17 protein-coding genes are annotated in these 16,417 nt (G+C 64.7%); 1 reads left to right on the plus strand and 16 read right to left on the minus strand.

Going from position 1 to position 16,417, the window contains the following annotated elements:
• Nucleotides 1–27 precede the first annotated feature (27 nt).
• Entirely contained in the window at nt 28–627 is a 600-nt protein-coding gene (locus tag O3299_RS10795; RefSeq protein ID WP_305062296.1) for a hypothetical protein, read from the minus strand.
• Between the two features lie 147 nt (nt 628–774).
• Between O3299_RS10795 and O3299_RS10800 the strand changes: the two genes are divergently transcribed.
• A complete protein-coding gene (locus O3299_RS10800; RefSeq protein WP_305052580.1) occupies nt 775–1,290 on the plus strand; it encodes a DUF6265 family protein in 516 nt (171 codons plus the stop codon).
• A gap of 57 nt (nt 1,291–1,347) precedes the next feature.
• On the opposite strand, the gene O3299_RS10805 is transcribed toward O3299_RS10800, so the two are convergent.
• From O3299_RS10805 to alr, 15 genes are all read right to left on the minus strand, one after another.
• Nucleotides 1,348–2,646 carry an NAD(P)/FAD-dependent oxidoreductase gene (locus O3299_RS10805; protein ID WP_251348150.1) on the minus strand — a complete coding sequence of 433 codons (1,299 nt, stop codon included), beginning with the start codon at nt 2,644–2,646 and terminating at the stop codon, nt 1,348–1,350.
• A 15-nt stretch (nt 2,647–2,661) separates the two neighbouring features.
• Nucleotides 2,662–3,198: a hypothetical protein gene (locus tag O3299_RS10810; protein WP_305062297.1), complete on the minus strand. Its 537-nt coding sequence runs from the start codon at nt 3,196–3,198 to the stop codon at nt 2,662–2,664.
• Nucleotides 3,199–3,291: 93 nt separating this feature from the next.
• Nucleotides 3,292–4,065, minus strand: coding sequence for a transporter (locus tag O3299_RS10815; RefSeq protein ID WP_289897345.1), 774 nt, complete (start codon nt 4,063–4,065; stop codon nt 3,292–3,294).
• A 78-nt stretch (nt 4,066–4,143) separates the two neighbouring features.
• Nucleotides 4,144–5,799: a methyl-accepting chemotaxis protein gene (locus O3299_RS10820; protein WP_289914186.1), complete on the minus strand. Its 1,656-nt coding sequence runs from the start codon at nt 5,797–5,799 to the stop codon at nt 4,144–4,146.
• 184 nt (nt 5,800–5,983) lie between these two features.
• Nucleotides 5,984–7,366 (minus strand): multicopper oxidase family protein, encoded by a 1,383-nt coding sequence (locus tag O3299_RS10825; RefSeq protein WP_305052584.1) that lies wholly within the window; start codon nt 7,364–7,366, stop codon nt 5,984–5,986.
• A gap of 2 nt (nt 7,367–7,368) precedes the next feature.
• A complete protein-coding gene (locus tag O3299_RS10830) occupies nt 7,369–8,727 on the minus strand; it encodes a TolC family protein (RefSeq protein ID WP_305062298.1) in 1,359 nt (452 codons plus the stop codon).
• Nucleotide 8,728: 1 nt separating this feature from the next.
• Nucleotides 8,729–9,070, minus strand: a complete 342-nt coding sequence (locus O3299_RS10835) for a hypothetical protein (RefSeq protein ID WP_305062299.1) — start codon at nt 9,068–9,070, stop codon at nt 8,729–8,731.
• A 127-nt stretch (nt 9,071–9,197) separates the two neighbouring features.
• The gene (locus O3299_RS10840) at nt 9,198–9,623 is read right to left on the minus strand and encodes a hypothetical protein (protein WP_305062300.1); all 426 of its coding nucleotides are present in this window, start codon (nt 9,621–9,623) and stop codon (nt 9,198–9,200) included.
• 45 nt (nt 9,624–9,668) lie between these two features.
• Nucleotides 9,669–10,202 (minus strand): hypothetical protein, encoded by a 534-nt coding sequence (locus tag O3299_RS10845; RefSeq protein ID WP_305062301.1) that lies wholly within the window; start codon nt 10,200–10,202, stop codon nt 9,669–9,671.
• Complete coding sequence (locus tag O3299_RS10850; protein WP_099667345.1) at nt 10,202–10,339, minus strand: DUF2474 domain-containing protein; 138 nt, start codon at nt 10,337–10,339, stop codon at nt 10,202–10,204. The genes O3299_RS10845 and O3299_RS10850 overlap by 1 nt, the downstream gene beginning before the upstream one ends.
• A complete protein-coding gene (cydB, locus tag O3299_RS10855) occupies nt 10,339–11,346 on the minus strand; it encodes a cytochrome d ubiquinol oxidase subunit II (RefSeq protein WP_289904447.1) in 1,008 nt (335 codons plus the stop codon). The genes O3299_RS10850 and cydB overlap by 1 nt, the downstream gene beginning before the upstream one ends.
• Entirely contained in the window at nt 11,336–12,769 is a 1,434-nt protein-coding gene (locus O3299_RS10860; RefSeq protein ID WP_305062302.1) for a cytochrome ubiquinol oxidase subunit I, read from the minus strand. The genes cydB and O3299_RS10860 overlap by 11 nt, the downstream gene beginning before the upstream one ends.
• Before the next feature lie 154 nt (nt 12,770–12,923).
• Nucleotides 12,924–14,498, minus strand: a complete 1,575-nt coding sequence (locus tag O3299_RS10865; protein ID WP_305062303.1) for a sensor domain-containing diguanylate cyclase — start codon at nt 14,496–14,498, stop codon at nt 12,924–12,926.
• 152 nt (nt 14,499–14,650) lie between these two features.
• Nucleotides 14,651–15,208: an NADPH-dependent FMN reductase gene (locus tag O3299_RS10870; protein WP_099667341.1), complete on the minus strand. Its 558-nt coding sequence runs from the start codon at nt 15,206–15,208 to the stop codon at nt 14,651–14,653.
• 88 nt (nt 15,209–15,296) lie between these two features.
• Entirely contained in the window at nt 15,297–16,415 is a 1,119-nt protein-coding gene (gene alr / locus O3299_RS10875; RefSeq protein ID WP_305062304.1) for an alanine racemase, read from the minus strand.
• Nucleotides 16,416–16,417 lie beyond the last annotated feature (2 nt).

A 16,417-nucleotide genomic window follows, 5' to 3' on the forward strand; every position in this document is an offset into this window, starting at 1 on the left:
TTTCCCGCAGCGGGCGCCCTGCCCGCCTCAACGGGGCAGCGGCATGCCCTCTTCCGGCAGCAGCAGTTGCGCCCCCAGCACATCGCGGCGCGCGCCATGCCCGGCCAGGCTGGTGCGATCGCCTTCCAGCACCTGCAAGAAATGTCCAACACGCAACACATCCGTCAATTGGGCCGCCAGGGCGGCATCGGCCGGGGAACCCGCCTGCCGCCATCCCAGCACCAGCAGGGTTTGCCAAATGTCGGGCAATGCCGTGCGCCAGGCGGCCGAGGCGAGAAAGACGCCGGCCGGCTGCTCCAGCGCTGCACTGGCCCGCGCCAGCAAATCCTCGCGCGCCAGCTCGCCGGGCCAGCCGTCAAGCTCGGCACGCCACAGGGGAAACGTGGCCAGCGGCGCCGGCAACGCGTCCAGACTGCTGATGAAGCGGGACTTGCCATAGCCATCCGTGCGGAAACGCACGACCTGCCGCAAGCTTTCCCCGGCATCCCCCCTGGCCCTGCAGGCCAGCAGCAGCTGGTAAAAATCGAGCTGCTCCGGGTCCAGGCCCAGGCTTTTCAGGCTGATGTAGCGATCGTCGAACTGGCCCGGCCTGGCGGCGCCGCGCGGCTGCGTGGAAGTATCGTGCATGATTGTCCTTGGCGTGATGGTGGTGACGGTCGGCATCTTTCCCGAGTATAAAGTGTTTGCCGTGTGCAGCCCAGCATCGGCTACACTGGGCAGGCGCGCCGCCGGCGTGCCCCAGTGACCGCTAACATCGCAACGACAGGAGATGGCATGCAACGACTCGCAACGACCTTGCTGGCAGCGCTGCTGGCCATGGGCGCCGCCCAGGCCGCCGACAATACCGTGCCGCCGCCGGAAACCGTGGACAAGCTGGCCTGGCTGGCCGGCTGCTGGAATGTCGACGGCGCCGAACCCGGTTCCGGCGAACAATGGAGCGCGGCCGCCGGCGGCACCATCCTCGGCACCAGCCGCACCGTCAAGGGCGGCAAGACGACGGCCTTTGAATTCGTGCAGATCCGCCTCACGGAACCGGGACAACTGGCCTACATCGTGCAGCCGTCGGGACAGCCGCCCGTGATCTTCAACCTGCTGCGCCAGGACAAGCCGAATGAATTCATCTTCGCCAACCTGGATAACGATTTTCCGAGCCGCATCATCTACCGCCGCGACAGCGAGCGCATCCTGCATGCCAGCATCGTCGGCACCTTGAAGGGCAAATTCACCACCATCGACTTTCCCATGACGCGGGGCCGTTGCGAAGCGGCGCCTGCCGCGCGCGGCAAATAAAAAAGGGGCCGCAAGGCCCCTTGTTTGATCCGGCGCAAACCGTTTACTACAGCGCGATCAGTGCAGCTTGACTTGCGGCGTGCTGCGCTTGATCAGGAAGCGGCCCATGGCCATGACGGCCGTGCGCACGCTGCCCAGCACGGCATTGTGATGCATCAGGTGCAGGCTCACATACATCATGCGCGCAACAAATCCTTCGACGAACCAGCTCAGGCCCTTCAGCGAACCCATCAGGGTGCCAACCGAGGTGGTGCGGCCGAAGGACACGAGCGAACCGTAGTCCAGGTATTCATACGGCTTGGTTTGCGGCGGCTTGCCCTTCGCTTGCAGCAGGAACGTTTTCAGCAGGTAATCGGCTTGCTGGTGGGCAGCCTGGGCGCGCGGCGGCACCAGCTTGCCGTCCGGCCCCATGCAGGCGGCGCAGTCGCCCAGCGCAAAGATATTCGCATGGCCCTGCACGTTGAGCATGCCCGTCACTTCCAGCTGGCCGGCGCGGTTGGTCGGCAAGCCCAGGGTAGACAGGAATTCCGGCGCGCGGATGCCGGCGGCCCACACGCAGATGTCGGCCGCATAGCTGGTGCCGCTGGCCACCGTCACCTTGTCGGCTTCGATGGTGGTGACGCGCGTATCGGTCACCACGGTGATGCCGTGCTGGTGCAGCAATTTCGAAGCGGCGATGGAAACGCGCTCGGGCAGCGGCGCCAGGATGCGCGGCGCCCCTTCGAGCAGGGTGATGCGCACATCCTTGATGGCGTTGAGATTCTGGAAACCATACGCGGCATACACGCCGCTCGCTTCGCGCAATTCGGCCGCCAGTTCCACGCCCGTGGCGCCGCCGCCGATGATGACGATGTCGACGCCGGGATGGCCCGCGTCGCCCTGGCGCTGTTCGGCCATGGCCAGCAGTTTCAGCAGGGTCAGCCGGAAACGTTCGGCGTCTTCCGTGGCATTCAGGGAAATCGTGTTTTCCTGGGCGCCGGGCACGCCGAAGTAATTCGAGGTGCTGCCCACGGCCAGCACCAGCTGGTCGTAGCTGACAGTGCGCTGCGGCAAGAGTTGCTCATCCTTGTCCGTGGCGATGGCGCCCACGGTAAGGCTGTTCGACGCGGCGTCGAGTGCGATCAGGGGGCCATAGACATAGGTAAAACCATTGTCATGCGCCAACATCTGATACGACAGGCCCTCTTGATGAATGTCCAGGGTGCCGGCCGCCACTTCATGCAGCGACGGTTTCCAGATATGGTACAGGCGGCTGTCGACCAGGGTGACCTGGCCGGCGCCGAGCTTGCGGCTGAGTTTGCAGGCCAGCTCCAGGCCGCCTGCACCTCCCCCTACGATAACGATTTTACTATGCAAAGATCCTCCTGCTTGTTAATCCCTGTGCCCGTTGCCATTGCCATTGCCATTGCCATTGCCATTGCCATTGCCATTGCCGTTGCCATTGCCATGGCCCTTGCCTGGCTTGTCATCATGCTTGTCGCGCTTGCCTTCATGTTTATCGCGCTTGTCATCATGCTTGTCGTAATGGCCACGATCACGGTCATGGTCCCGGTAATCGGGACGGCCATGGTCGCCATGCTGCTGGCGGTAACGGGGCACATATTGGTTGTTATACCAACTATCTTGGACGAAATATACCTCTTGGTTACAGGCATTATACTTGCGGCAGTGCTTGGACCAGTGTTTCGCATGGCCGGGCGGCACGCGCAAATAGATGGGGGGCGCCGAATAGTATTGCGGGCGCTGCACGATGACGGGCTGGGCATAGATCAATTGCGGCGCGGGATAGTCGCCTATGTCGATGCGTCCGTAAAAGCCCGGCTGGCCGACGGTGACGGAGACGCCCACCTGGGCGACGGCAGCGGTAGCGGCCGACAGCAAGACGGCGGCAAGAATCAGGGTTTTCATGGGGACACTCCTTTTATCAGTTATGCCGCAATTGTAGACCTTGTGCAACCAACTGTTTGTTCGCAAGGACACATAAGGATTGCCGTGGCAATCTCACCACAGCTTGCCTAAAGGCACGACCACGCCGCTGAACAGCGACCAGTCCGGCGACGCCGCCGTCAAGCCGCGCGCCATGCCGATATCGATGGCCAGCCGCGGCGTGGGACTGTAGGTGGCGGCCAGCAAGAGCTGCGCCGTTGCCGGCGCGCCGCGCAAGCGCGTGCCCGACACTTCCGCCGTGGCGCCCCAGCGCTCGCTGACGGGCGTGGAAAAGGAGGTCGCCCAGCCCGTTTGCACCCTGCCGGTATGCGGGTCGGCTGCGCCCAGGCGCGTGGCGTTCAGGTTGGCGTCCATGTGCACGGCGCCCAGGTCGCGGCTGAAAATGCCGTTCAGCGACACGTCGCTCTTGCCGCTGCCGATGCTGTCCTTGGCCGTGGGCAACTTCCAGCCCAGTTCCAGGCCCAGCGCCGTCGCGCTGTCGAGCAAAAAGGCGCGCTTGAGCACGACCGTCGTGTCGCCCACGCCCGTTTCGCGGCGCCCCGTGTCGTCGCGCGCGCGCACGAAGCCCTCGCCTTCGAGCAACACGCCCCATTCCGGGCTGAACGCCAGTTTGAACGTGTACGGCAGGCTGGCGCGGCGCGTGTCGTCCGTTTTCGACAGCAGGCCGCCCGCCTCGAATTCCAGCTGGCCCGGCACAGGCAGCTGGGCGGGACTGGCCACGGAAGGCCGGTACGGCAGCACGGGATCGCCCTCCTGCGCCTGCGCCAGCGGCGGCAGGGAGAGCAATAACACGGAGAAACACAACAGCGGCAGGGAAGAAGACGGCATGGGAAACCCGGAAGTGGCAAACGCGCAATAACGACAGCCTACCACTGCCGCGCCGATTGCGCCCGGACCCGCCCCATTTCAGGCCAGGCGCCGCACGCCCTGCCTGGCGGCCGGCACCGGCCGGCGCAGCGGCGTGACATTGCTGGACGCCGGCACGGCCATCTGTTGCGCCTGGGCATGCAGGCGGAACACGCCCACCAGTTCCGTCAGGGTCTGCGCCTGGTCCTGCAGCGATTCGGCGGCGGCGGCCGCCTCTTCCACCAGGGCCGCGTTTTGCTGCGTCACCTGATCCATCTGCAGCACGGCCTGGTTGACTTGCTCGATGCCGGCGCTTTGCTCGGCGCTGGCGGCCGTGATTTCCTGCATGATGTCGGCCACCTGGCGCACGCTGGTGACCACTTCATCCATCGTCTTGCCCGCGTCATGCACGAGTCTGGAGCCGATTTCCACCTGCTCGACGGAGTCGCCGATCAGAATCTTGATTTCCTTGGCGGCACTGGCCGAGCGTTGCGCCAGGTTGCGCACTTCGGACGCGACGACGGCAAATCCGCGCCCCTCCTCGCCCGCCCTGGCCGCTTCCACGGCCGCGTTCAAGGCCAGGATGTTCGTCTGGAAGGCGATGCTGTCGATGACGCTGATGATGTCGACGATCTTGCGCGACGACGCGTTGATCGATTCCATCGTCTGCACCACCTGCCCCACCACGGCGCCGCCCTTGCCCGCCACGTCGGACGCGGCGCCGGCCAGCGCATTGGCCTGGCGCGCATTGTCCGCATTCTGCCGCACGGCCGACGTCAGCTCTTCCATCGACGACGCCGTTTCTTCCAGCGAACTGGCCTGCTCTTCCGTGCGGGACGACAAGTCGAGGTTACCCTGGGCAATTTCGCCCGAGGCCGTGTTGATGGTGTCCGTACCCGAGCGCACCTGGCTGACGATGCCCACCAGCTTGTCGCGCATGGTTTTCATGGCAAACAGCAGGCTGGCGCTGTCGTGGCTGGCCGTGCGGATATCGACGGTGAGGTCGCCCTCGGCGATGGCGCCGGCGATCTTGACGGCATACGCCGGTTCGCCACCGAGCTGGCGCGTCAGTCCGCGCGTGATCAGCGCCCCCAACGCCAGGCCCGCCGCCACGCTGCCCAGCACCAGCGCAATCATGAAGCTGCGGCTGGCCTGGTACACGCCGGACGCCTGCTCGGAAGCGGCCTTGGCGCGCTCTTCCTTCTGCTGCGACAGCTTGTCCAGCACGCCGTCGAGTTCATCGGCATGCTGGCGCGTCTTGTTGAGCAGTTCAGTCAGTTGCGCGCTGCGCTGGGCCAGCGGCTCGGCCGCGGCCAGGGTCAGCGCCTGCTGCATGGTGGCGATATATTCCGCTTCGACGGCGGCGAAGCGGGCAAACAGTTCCTTGGCGGCCGGCGTGACGAACAGCGGTTCCGCCTTGGCCAAATAGCTTTTATTCAAGTCGAGGAATTTGGCGATATCGGCCTGGCGCGTGGCGCGCTCCTCTGCGGTCGTGGCCAGCAAGAAGTTGCTGCGCGCGCGGCCCACCTTGATCAAGGCGATGTTGGCTTCCTTGATGTACGACAAGCCCAACAGTTCATGGTTGTACATCTGCCCCGCCATGGTATCGATCTTGCCCATGTTGAAGATGCCGATGCCGGCCACGATGGCCCCCATCAGCGCGACGCAAAAGAATGCCGCCAGCAAGCGCGTTCCCACCTTCATCCGGTTCAACATGATTTCTCCCATAGACTGGCCGATACTCGATGCAACTGGAGCGTACTGGCTTGAATATAAAGAAAAAACACGGAAAAAAATGCTCGGATTGTCACCAAACAACAATTCCTTGATTTATAGCAACATGCAAAACGGCTTGCCATGCTAGGCAAGCCGTTCGCTGTCATCTCGGAAATGCCGACAATTAATGTCCGCTATGGCTGGCCGGCTTGCGCACCGTCATCTCGACGCTGCCCTTGGCCGGCAGCTTGCCCGTGCCTTGGCCGCGCACGGGTTCCGGCAAGGCACCCGTCCATTCATAGGCCACGCTGCCGGCCGGGTGCTTGTACCAGCCCGGATCGCGGTAATCGCCGGTTTTTTGATCCTTGCGCACCTTGACCGTGGTAAACATGCCGCCCATGCCGATGGCGCCGAAGGGGCCGTCGCCCGCCATCATCGGCAAGGTATTGTCGGGGATCGGCATCTGCATCTCGCCCATGTCGGCCATGCCCCGCTCGCCCATCACCATGTAGCCGGGCACCAATTGATTGATCTTCGCCGCCACGCCCTGGTGGTCGACGCCGATCATGGTGGGCACGTCGTGCCCCATGGCATTCATCGTGTGGTGCGACTTGTGGCAGTGGAAAGCCCAGTCGCCGAGGTCCGTGGCAGTAAACTCGACGGCGCGCATCTGGCCCACGGCCACGTCCGTCGTCACTTCGGGCCAGCGCGATTCGGGGCGCGTCCAGCCGCCATCCGTGCCCGTCACCTCGAATTCATGGCCATGCATGTGGATCGGGTGGTTCGTCATGGTCAGATTGCCCACGCGCACGCGCACCTTGTCGCCCTGGCGCACGACCATCGGGTCGATGCCGGGGAAGACGCGGCTATTGAACGTGAACAGATTGAAATCCGTCATGGTCATGATCTTCGGCGTGTAGCTGCCGGGGTCGATGTCGTAGTTGCTCAGCAAGAAGACGAAATCGCGGTCCACCTTCATGAAATTCGGGTCTTTCGGGTGCGTCACCCAGAAACCCATCATGCCCATGGCCATCTGCGTCATTTCATCCGCGTGCGGGTGGTACATGAAGGTGCCGGGCCGCTTGGCGACGAATTCATAGACGAAGGTCTTGCCGGGAGGAATGCCCGGCTGGGTCAGGCCCGTGACGCCATCCATGCCGTTGGGCAAACGCTGGCCATGCCAGTGCACGCTCGTGTGTTCGGGCAACTTGTTGGTGACGAAAATACGCACCCGGTCGCCCTCCACCACTTCGATGGTGGGACCGGGCGACTGGCCGTTGTAGCCCCATAGATTGGCCATCATGCCGGGCGCCAGTTCGCGCACGACGGGTTCGGCCACGAGGTGGAATTCCTTGACGTTGTTGTTCATGCGCCAGGGCAAGGACCAGCCATTCAGGGTGATGACGGGGTTGTACGGCCGTCCGTTCGGCGGCGGTGGCGGCGCCTTCGTCTCCGCGCCAGCCATGCTGACGGCTTCCGGCAACGATGCCGCGCCCACGCGGCTCACCGCTGCCGCACTCAGGGCGACCGCGCCCGCATTCATGAAAAAGTTTCTACGTGTAATCATCATTATTCCTTGTTGGCAGGGCCGCTGCCATTGATGGCGCCTTGCAATTCAGTTTGCGCAATCCAGAAATCGCGCTGGGTGTCGATGGCGCCGTTGACGCTGGCAACTTGCTCGCGCGCATCGGCCAGCAGTTCGAAGACGCTGGCCAGCATGCCGTTGTAACGCAGCAATACTTCATGCGAAATCGTCTTGCGCAGCGGCACGACTTCATCGCGGTAGTGGCGCGCCAGGTCGTAGGCCGTGCGGTAGCTGGAATACGCCTCGCGCACTTCCGAGCGGGCCCGTACGGCCGTGCCCGCCGTGCGCTGCAGCGACTGCTCATACAAGGCTTGCGCCTTCGCATTGCGCGCCGAGCCCCAGTCGAACAGGGGCAGCTCCAGCGACACTTCGTAGCCGTTTTCGCGCGGCGCCTCGCTCGTGCTCTTGTTGGTGTAGCCCACGTCGAGCACGTTGATGAAACCCGTCACCTTGGACAGGCCCAGCGCGCTGGCCGTCGCATGCGCGTCGAGTTTACTCATCTGCACGTCGAGGCGCTGCTCCATGGCTTGCGCCTCGATATTGCCCGCCTCGGCTGGCTTGGCCGGCAAATCGGGCAAGCGCGACGGCAAAGTGAACGCCGTCTGCTTGCCCCACAGGCCCAGCAAGCGCGTCAGGTGCTCGCGCGTGGCCGTGGCCTGGTGGCGCGCGCGGGCCAGGTCGCCGACGGCGTCCGCGTAAAACACTTGCTGGCGCGCCTGGTCGAGGCGGCTCCAGTTGCCCGCCTGCTGCAAGCGCGTGGCCAGTTCAGCGCCCGCCTCGGCCGACAGCAGCGCCCGCTGCATGAACTGTTCCGTCTGCACGGCAGCCACCGCGTTGAAGTAGGCGCGGCGCGTATCCGACGCCAGTTGCACGGCGCTGCCGGCCGCTTGCAGCTTGGCCTGTTCAAAACGGCCCCGTTCGATGTTCACGCGCATCGGCATGGTCAGCAAGCCGGCCAGATCGAAGCTGACGCCGCGGTCGATTTCATTGCCGTGACTGCCATGCGAACGGCCGAACGACAGGCCGGGATTGCGCAAGCGCCCCGCCTGCACCAGGTCCGCCTCGGACGCGCCCAGCTCGGCCAGCGCCACTTTCATGCCGTGGTTGTTCATCAGGGCGATGCGCACGGCGCCGTCCGCGTCCAGGGGCTGGGCCAGCAAGGTCGCCAGTTTTTCCCCGCCGCCCTTGTCGGCCAGCGCCTCGGGCGCGCCCGTGCGGGCGTCGGCCAGCGCGGACACGGCCTGCATGCCGCCATCGGCGCTGAAGCTGGCGCAGCCGCTGAGCAGCAGGACGGCCGCCAGCGCCAGCGGCGTGAGGCAAGTTGATTTGGTGAAACGTGGCATGTCAGTGTCCTTCGTGCTGATGTTGCGGGGCCGGCTGGGCAGCCGGCTTGGGGCTGGGCTTATCCATCGGCATCGTGTGGCCCTTCATGGCATGGCCTTCCATCTTGTGGCCTTCCATCTTCATCATGCCCATGTGGCCGCCAGCCTTGCCGACCTTGTCGTTGACGGCGCGCCAGGCCTGGTCGGGCGTGGCGTCTTCCTCGGCGGCGGGACGGTAGCCGGCGAAGGCGGAGCGGTAAGTGGTGGCCGGCACGGAGGCTTGCGCCTCTTGCGGGGCGGGCTGTGACTGCGCTGCGGCGGCCAGCGGCAGCACAGCCAGCGCAAAGCTGAACAGGTATTTCATGGTATTCCTTGAAGAGCAGGGTATGGCGCGGCGGGCGCGCGACTGGAACGCTGGCGCGGCCGGAACACGGTGCACGATACAAGCTGCAGGGACGTGCGACGGCGGCACCGCCAGGTTCAACGGGCGGTCAGGCGGAGCGCGTGCTTCTCGGAGGACGTTCGGGACCGGACGGGATATGCCCGGCGAACAGGGAATCGGGGGCCAGCGCCGGGGGCGGCGCGCGCAGGGTCAAGGCATGCAGGGGCGGCATGCCGGGCGGCGCCGCAGCGCCCACGGTGCAAGCGCCATGGTTGCTGCAATCGTGGCCATGGTGCATGGCGCCGCCATCGTCCATGGCCATTTTCATCGGCTGGTCCGCCATCCGCATGTCGGCCATGTCGGCCATACTGTGGCACTGGGGCGTTGGCAGCGCCTCGACGGCGACCGTGACCACCGCCGCCAGCTCGTCCACGCAGCAGCTGCGCATGGCCGACGCAAAGCCCTGCATGGGCAGCGTGACGGCCAGCAGCCAGAGCAGCGAGCGGGCGAGAAAGCGGGAAAAGGCACGGTTCATGGCGCCACTATAAACCTTCCCACATGAGGAAGGTCAAGTCCCTATTCACGCTCGCTGCCCATGCGTCAGCCAGATTACGTACACGCCGTAGTAGCCCAGCCCTTCGAAGATGACCTGGCCATCGGCAAACGACACGGTCTGCACTTGATTCACGGTGAAATACGCGCGGCCGTCCGCCGCCTCGACATCGCCCCAGTAGCGTGCGTGCAGGGGCCGGTAGCCGCTGGCGCGCCCGATCGCATCCATCACATCGCCGATCATGAAGTCGAGCAGCATCCCGGCCAGCAGCGGCCGGTGGCCCGCCAGCATGGCCGTGATGTCGGGATAGCCGGCATGCATCAGCTCGGGCAAGTCGCTTTCCTCGTACTGCAAATCGTCTTCGCGGCAAGTCTGGAGAAAACTGTTGAACGGCTCGTCGAGCAGGCCGGCCAGCGCCGTTTCCGGCACGCTCAGGCGAAATGGATGCAGCGGCAGCGCGCTGTGCTGGCCGTAATTGAGTCCGCGGCAGCCGAGGAAGGCCAGCGGATGGCGCCGGCCGCCGACCTCGCAGCGGATGCCGGATGCTTGCCCGTCCGCCATCAGCTGCCCATCCCCGCTGCCCGCATCAACAGGCGCATCGCCCAGGCCGCCAAGCCCAGGGTCGCCACGCTGGCCAGCCAGAGGCCGGCCATCCAGGCCAGTCGTTTCCACCATGTCTGTTGTCCTTGTCCTTGCATCAGTGATAGCCATCTTCCGGCAGGACTTTGCCACGAAACACATAATATGACCACACCGTATACATCAGGATCACGGGAATGATGAACAGTGCGCCCACCAGCGTAAAGCCCTGGCTTTGCGGCGGCGACGACGCTTCCCAGATCGAGACCGATGGCGGGATGATGTGCGGCCACACGCTGATGCCCAGGCCCGTATAGCCGAGAAAGACGAGCGCCAGCGTGCACAGGAACGGCGCCGCCTGCCGCCCCTGCCGCAGGGAGCGCAGCAGCAGCCAGCCCGCGCCCAGCACCAGCAGCGGCACGGGCAAAAACCAGAACAATTGCGGCAGCGCAAACCAGCGCGCGGCGATGGCCGGGTCGACCAGCGGCGTCCAGACGCTGATGACGGCGATCACGCCCAGCAGCAGCCACACGAGCACGCGCGTCAGACGCACGGCGCGCGCCTGCAGGCCGCCCTGCGTCTTCATGATCAGCCAGGTGCTGCCCAGCAAGGCATACGCCGCCACCAGCCCGGCGCCCGTGAACAGGGAAAACGGCGTGAGCCAGTCCAGCGCGCCGCCCGCATAGCTGCGGTTGAGCACCGGCATGCCCTGGATATAGGCGCCCAGGGTCACGCCCTGGAAGAAGGCTGCCGCCACCGAGCCGGCGATGAAGGCCTTGTCCCACACGTGGCGCTCGTGTTCGCGCGCCTTGAAGCGGAATTCGAAGGCCACGCCGCGGAAGATCAGGCCCATCAGCATGAAGCTGAGCGGCAGATAACAGGCGCTGAGCACGACGGAATACGCGAGCGGAAAGGCCGCCAGCATGCCGGCGCCGCCCAGCACCAGCCAGGTTTCATTGCCATCCCAGACGGGCGCCACCGTATTCATCATCACGTCGCGCTCGCTCTTGTCCTGGAAAAACGGATACAGGATGCCGATGCCCAGGTCGAAGCCATCCATCACCACGTACATCATGATGCTGAACAGGATAATAATGGCCCACAGTAGCGGCAGATCAATGCCCATGCGAATGTCCTCCTTGCGCTTGCTCTTCCAGATGCGCGGCCGACATCGGCCGTGCAGGCGTACGTTCCTGGCCGGGGCCGCCATGCTCGACGCTCTCCCCCTCGTGCGGCTGCGGCCCCACCCGGATCAGGCGCAGCAGGTAGCCGATGCCCGTGCCGAACACGGCAAAATAGATGACGATGAACAACAGCAAGGTGATGCCCAGCTGAGTGGCGCCGTGGGCCGAGACGGCATCCTCCGTGCGCAGCAAGCCGTACACGGTCCACGGCTGGCGGCCGATTTCCGTCGTGTACCAGCCGGCCAGCATGGCCACCAGCCCGCTCGGTCCCATCCACAGGGCGCAGCGCAGGAACAGGCGCGAGCGCCACAAGGTATTGCGCCAGCGCAACCATGCGCTCCAGATGCCCAGCGCGATCATCAGCATGCCCAGCCCCGCCATCAGGCGGAACGACCAGAATACGACGGCGGAAGGGGGCCGGTCGCGCGGCGCGAATTCCTTCAGGGCGGGAATCGTGCCATTCCAGTCGTGTGCGAGGATCAGGCCGCCCAAGCGGGGGATTTCCACCTTGTACAGGGTTTCTTCGCGCGCCATGTCGGGCCAGCCGAACAGGATCAGCGGCGTGCCTTCGTTGCCCGTGTTTTCCCAGTGGCCTTCCATGGCGGCGATCTTCGCCGGCTGGTGCTCGAGGGTATTCAAGCCGTGCACGTCGCCGATGACGGCCTGGATGGGCGCGACGACCAGCAGCATGGACAAGCCCATGGTCATCATCTTGCGGATGGCCGCATTGTCGTTGCCTCGCAGCAAATGCCAGGCGGCCGACGCCACCACCAGCAAGGCCGTGGCGAGGAAGGCGGCCACGCTCATGTGCAGCAGCCGGTACGGGAACGAGGGATTGAAGATGACGGCCAGCCAATCCACGGGCACGACGCGCCCATCGATGATTTCATGGCCCTGCGGCGTCTGCATCCAGCTGTTCGAGGCGATGATCCACGTGGCCGAGATCAGGGTGCCCAGCGCCACCATGGCCGTGGCGAACATGTGCAGGCCGGGCCCCACGCGGTGCCAGCCGAACAGCATCACGCCGAGGAAGCCCGCTTCCAGGAAGAAGGCCGTCAGCACTTCATAGGCCAGCAGCGGCCCCGTGATGCTGCCCGCGTAATCGGAAAAGAAACTCCAGTTGGTGCCGAACTGGTACGCCATGACGAGGCCGGAAACGACGCCCATGCCGAAGTTGACGGCGAAAATCTTCGACCAGAAATGGTACAGGTCGCGGTACACGCCATCCTGCGTGCGCAGCCACGCCGCTTCCAGCACCGTCAGGTAACTGGCCAGGCCGATCGTGATTGCAGGAAAAATGATGTGGAACGAGATGGTGAAGCCGAACTGGACGCGCGCCAGTTCCAGTGCCGTAAGCCCTAACATGTGTTGCCTTCCCGACGTGTGACGTCTGTTTTACCCAGGCCTCCACTCTAGGCTTTCCGGGTAAAACATAACAGACTCAGAAACGGGAGAAAACATAGGATCAGTTTGATGTTTTCCGAATGACAAGATCAAACCGGTCCAACGGAAAACCGCCTCAGGCGGGTTCCGAGATGCCCACGCAATTGCGGCCGTTTTCCTTGGCCACGTACAGGGCCGCATCGGCGGCGAGCAGCACGGCGTCCGTGCTGGCCGCTTCCTGTTCCGACGACACGACGCCCAGCGATATCGTGACCAGGCCCGCGCCGGGAATCACGGCGGCGGCCACCTTGGCGCGCAAGCGCTCGGCCACCTGCATGGCCACGTCGAGGTCGGCATCGGGCAGCAGCATGATGAATTCATCGCCGCCATTGCGGCACAGCACGTCGGCATCGCGCGAACAGGCGCGCATCAGCTGCGCCAGTCGCAGGATGACTTCGTCGCCCACGGCATGGCCCCAGCGGTCGTTGACTTGCTTGAAATGGTCGATGTCGATGGCGATGACGGAAAACGGCCGCGCCTGCGCCTGCCACGCTTCCAGCGCCGCCGCCATGCCGCGCCGGTTCGACAGGCCCGTCAGCGGGTCCGTCTGCACATCGGTCTTCAACTTGCCGATCTTGTTCTGCAACAATGCCAAGCCTTTCAGCAAGGCTTTCTTGATTTGCGCCGCCTCCACATACCACGAGCGGATGGCGGCGATGTGCTCGGCCGTTCCGGGCGCATCCATGCGCCGCGCGCCTTCGGCCAGCTGCACCAGGGGCCGCGAAATCAGGCTGGCCAGCCACCAGATGAATGGCAGGCTCAGCAAGGCGATGGGCAGCGAGTGCCATACCGTGTTCGCCATCAGCTGGTTCAGCGGGGCCAGGGTCATGGCCGTCGGGCGCTGCGCCACGATGCCCCAGCCCGTCGACGGCATGATGGCGTAGCCGGCCAGCATGTCCACGCCCAGGCTGTTGTTCATGCGCCGGTTGCCGCCGCCCTGCTGCGCGATGATGGCGTCGATGACGTCATTGCTGCCGGCCACGTCGCCCAGGCGGTCGGGGTCCGGGTGGTACAGCAGGCGCCGGTTCTGGTCGACCACGTACAGGTAGGAGCCGTCGCGGTAGTAATGCTGGCCCAGCATGGTGTACAGGATGTTTTTCTGTTTCAGGTAAATGCTGCCGCCCACGTAGCCCAGGTAGCGGCCATCCTTGCCCAGGATGGGATGCGAAATGAACACGACCAGGTTGCCGGCCGACGACACGTACGGCTGCGTCACCAGCGGGCGCCGCTCGCGCAGCGCCTGGATGGCGCCGACCGAATCGAGCGTGCGGTTTTTCAGGGCCAGGGTTTCCGGCGACACGCCCAGCACCTTGCCCTGGGCATCGACGATGAGCACGGAATTGAAACTGTTCGTTTGCAGGCGCAGGCGTTGCGCCTCGTCCGTCAGCCATTGCTCGTCGCCCATGCGCGAAGGCAGGCCGCCCGCGCTGTAGGCCAGCTGCTGGCGCGCCGACTGCAGGAAATCCTCGGCCGTGCTGGCCAGCTTGCTGGCGTAGGCGTGATTCGCTTCCAGGGTGGTATCGATCAGCAGCTGGCGCTGCACGCTGTAGCTGGCGTAGAAGGTATTGGCCAGGGACACCAGGGCGCTGGTAAAGGCCACGAGCACGATCAAGCGGCGCAAATTCATGCGCAGAACAGGTTTGGTCCACATGGGGTCGACAAGAAATGGGATGGTCGGGAAAGTATTGCGCTAAAGAAAGGGCGCATTATACCGAGACACCCGTGCCAATATTGAAATCTTGGCATCAATGGTCAAAGAATGTGTACAAGCGGCAACGCCGAGCGTTGCCGCCTTGACATGCATCAAGCGTGGATGGCGTGTTTGCGGACCCAGTCTACGTAGCGCTGCATCCAGCCCTGGAAGAAACCGAGGCTGGCCGGGCCGATGCCGCCATGCTCGTCGAACAGGCCTTCCTTGGCCTGGATAAACATTTCTGGCTGCCCCAGCAGCGGCACGTCCAGGTAGGCGAGCACATTGCGCAAATGCTGCTGCGCCAGGGCCGTGCCCGTGGCGCCGACGGAAACGCCGAGCACGGCGCCCGGCTTGCCGCCCCACACGCTCTGGCCGTACGGGCGCGAGCCCTGGTCGAGGGCGTTTTTCAGCACGCCGGGAATCGAGCGGTTGTATTCGGGGGTGAGAAACAGCAAGGCTTGCGATGCGGAAATTTCCGATTTCAGGCGCAGCACTTGCTCGGACTGCGCGCCATCGTCATCCTGGTCGTACAGCGGCAAGTCGCCGATTTCGATGTGCTTGAAGGAAAACTCGGGCGGCGCCAGCTTGATGATGGCGTCGGCCAGCTTGCGGTTGAAGGAATCCTTGCGCAGGCTGCCGACGATGATAGCAACGTTATATTGACTCATATATATCCCCGATGATGGTGAAAAAATAGCCCTGGAGTGAACTTCACTGCAGGACTATCTTGCCACACAATCATGGGGTTTGCGCTGCTTAGCGTGCGGCTTGCGCGAGGCCTTGATACTCGCGGTAATAGCGCCCGCCCAGGTTCGTCAGCACCTCGTAGCCGATGGTATTGGCCATGGCCGCCACGGCGTCGACCGGGTGTTCGGCGCAGATCAGGTCGACCAGGCTGCCCGGTGCGACGCGGTCGCCGGCGATGGCGCTCACGTCGAGGGTGATGGAATCCATCGAGATGGCGCCGATCTGCGGCACTTTCACGCCGTCGACGATGGCCAGGCCCTGGTTGCTCATGCTGCGCAGCCAGCCATCGGCGTAGCCGACGGACACCGTCGCCACCTGGCGCGGCTCGCTGGCCGTGTAGCGGCGGCTGTAGCCCACGTGGTCGCCGGCGGCAATCGTGCGCGTTTGCAAGACCTTGCCTTGCAGGCGCACGACCGAGCGCAGGGGATTCGGTTCGCCGCCCTGCGGCCCGATGCCGTACAGGGCCGCGCCCGGGCGCACCAGGTCGAAGTGATAATCGGGCGACAAAAAGATGCCCGAGGAATTGGCCAGGCTGGCGCGGTACTGCGGCAAACGGGCGCGGATGGCGATGAAACGGGCCAGCTGCTCGCCATTCATGGGGTTGCTCCGCTCGTCGGCGCAGGCCAGGTGGCTCATCAGGTAACGCACCTTGATGCCGTCAAGAAAGTGCGGGTCCAGCAGCCAGGCGTCGATTTCCTGCGGCGACAAGCCCATGCGCGACATGCCCGTATCGACCTGCACGATGGCGTCCAGGGTGCTGCCCAGCGCTTTTGCATGCGCGCGCCAGCCCGCCACCTGCGGCTCGCTGTTGAGTACGGGCGTCAAGCCATGGGCCGTGAATTCGCCTTCCGTGCCGACGGGCGGGCCGTGCAGCACGAAGATGGACGCGTCCGGCGCCACGTGGGGGCGCAGGCTGATGCCCTCTTCCAGGTGGGCCACGAAGAAATGGCGGCAACCTTCTTCATACAGGGCCGCGCCCACTTGCGCGGCGCCCAGGCCATACGCGTCGGATTTGACGACGGCCGAACAGGCGGCCGGGTGCGCCTTGTCGCGCAGCAAGCGGTAGTTGGCGCGCACGGCATCGAGGTCCACCGTCAGGATGGCGCCGCTACGTTCCTTGGGAGGCATGC

Origin of the sequence: Janthinobacterium sp. SUN176 (assembly GCF_030587335.1) — a bacterium.
Lineage (GTDB): Bacteria > Pseudomonadota > Gammaproteobacteria > Burkholderiales > Burkholderiaceae_D > Janthinobacterium > Janthinobacterium kumbetense.

Excerpts from the sequence above, each read along its gene's own strand:
- O3299_RS10795 (WP_305062296.1), bottom strand. The coding sequence starts at position 627 with ATGCACGATACTTCCACGCAGCCGCGCGGCGCCGCCAGGCCGGGCCAG.
- O3299_RS10800 (WP_305052580.1), top strand. The coding sequence starts at position 775 with ATGCAACGACTCGCAACGACCTTGCTGGCAGCGCTGCTGGCCATGGGC.
- O3299_RS10810 (WP_305062297.1), bottom strand. The coding sequence starts at position 3,198 with ATGAAAACCCTGATTCTTGCCGCCGTCTTGCTGTCGGCCGCTACCGCT.
- O3299_RS10815 (WP_289897345.1), bottom strand. The coding sequence starts at position 4,065 with ATGCCGTCTTCTTCCCTGCCGCTGTTGTGTTTCTCCGTGTTATTGCTC.
- O3299_RS10820 (WP_289914186.1), bottom strand. The coding sequence starts at position 5,799 with ATGTTGAACCGGATGAAGGTGGGAACGCGCTTGCTGGCGGCATTCTTT.
- O3299_RS10825 (WP_305052584.1), bottom strand. The coding sequence starts at position 7,366 with ATGATTACACGTAGAAACTTTTTCATGAATGCGGGCGCGGTCGCCCTG.
- O3299_RS10830 (WP_305062298.1), bottom strand. The coding sequence starts at position 8,727 with ATGCCACGTTTCACCAAATCAACTTGCCTCACGCCGCTGGCGCTGGCG.
- O3299_RS10835 (WP_305062299.1), bottom strand. The coding sequence starts at position 9,070 with ATGAAATACCTGTTCAGCTTTGCGCTGGCTGTGCTGCCGCTGGCCGCC.
- O3299_RS10840 (WP_305062300.1), bottom strand. The coding sequence starts at position 9,623 with ATGAACCGTGCCTTTTCCCGCTTTCTCGCCCGCTCGCTGCTCTGGCTG.
- O3299_RS10845 (WP_305062301.1), bottom strand. The coding sequence starts at position 10,202 with ATGGCGGACGGGCAAGCATCCGGCATCCGCTGCGAGGTCGGCGGCCGG.
- O3299_RS10850 (WP_099667345.1), bottom strand. The coding sequence starts at position 10,339 with ATGCAAGGACAAGGACAACAGACATGGTGGAAACGACTGGCCTGGATG.
- cydB (WP_289904447.1), bottom strand. The coding sequence starts at position 11,346 with ATGGGCATTGATCTGCCGCTACTGTGGGCCATTATTATCCTGTTCAGC.
- O3299_RS10860 (WP_305062302.1), bottom strand. The coding sequence starts at position 12,769 with ATGTTAGGGCTTACGGCACTGGAACTGGCGCGCGTCCAGTTCGGCTTC.
- O3299_RS10865 (WP_305062303.1), bottom strand. The coding sequence starts at position 14,498 with ATGTGGACCAAACCTGTTCTGCGCATGAATTTGCGCCGCTTGATCGTG.
- O3299_RS10870 (WP_099667341.1), bottom strand. The coding sequence starts at position 15,208 with ATGAGTCAATATAACGTTGCTATCATCGTCGGCAGCCTGCGCAAGGAT.
- alr (WP_305062304.1), bottom strand. The coding sequence starts at position 16,415 with ATGCCTCCCAAGGAACGTAGCGGCGCCATCCTGACGGTGGACCTCGAT.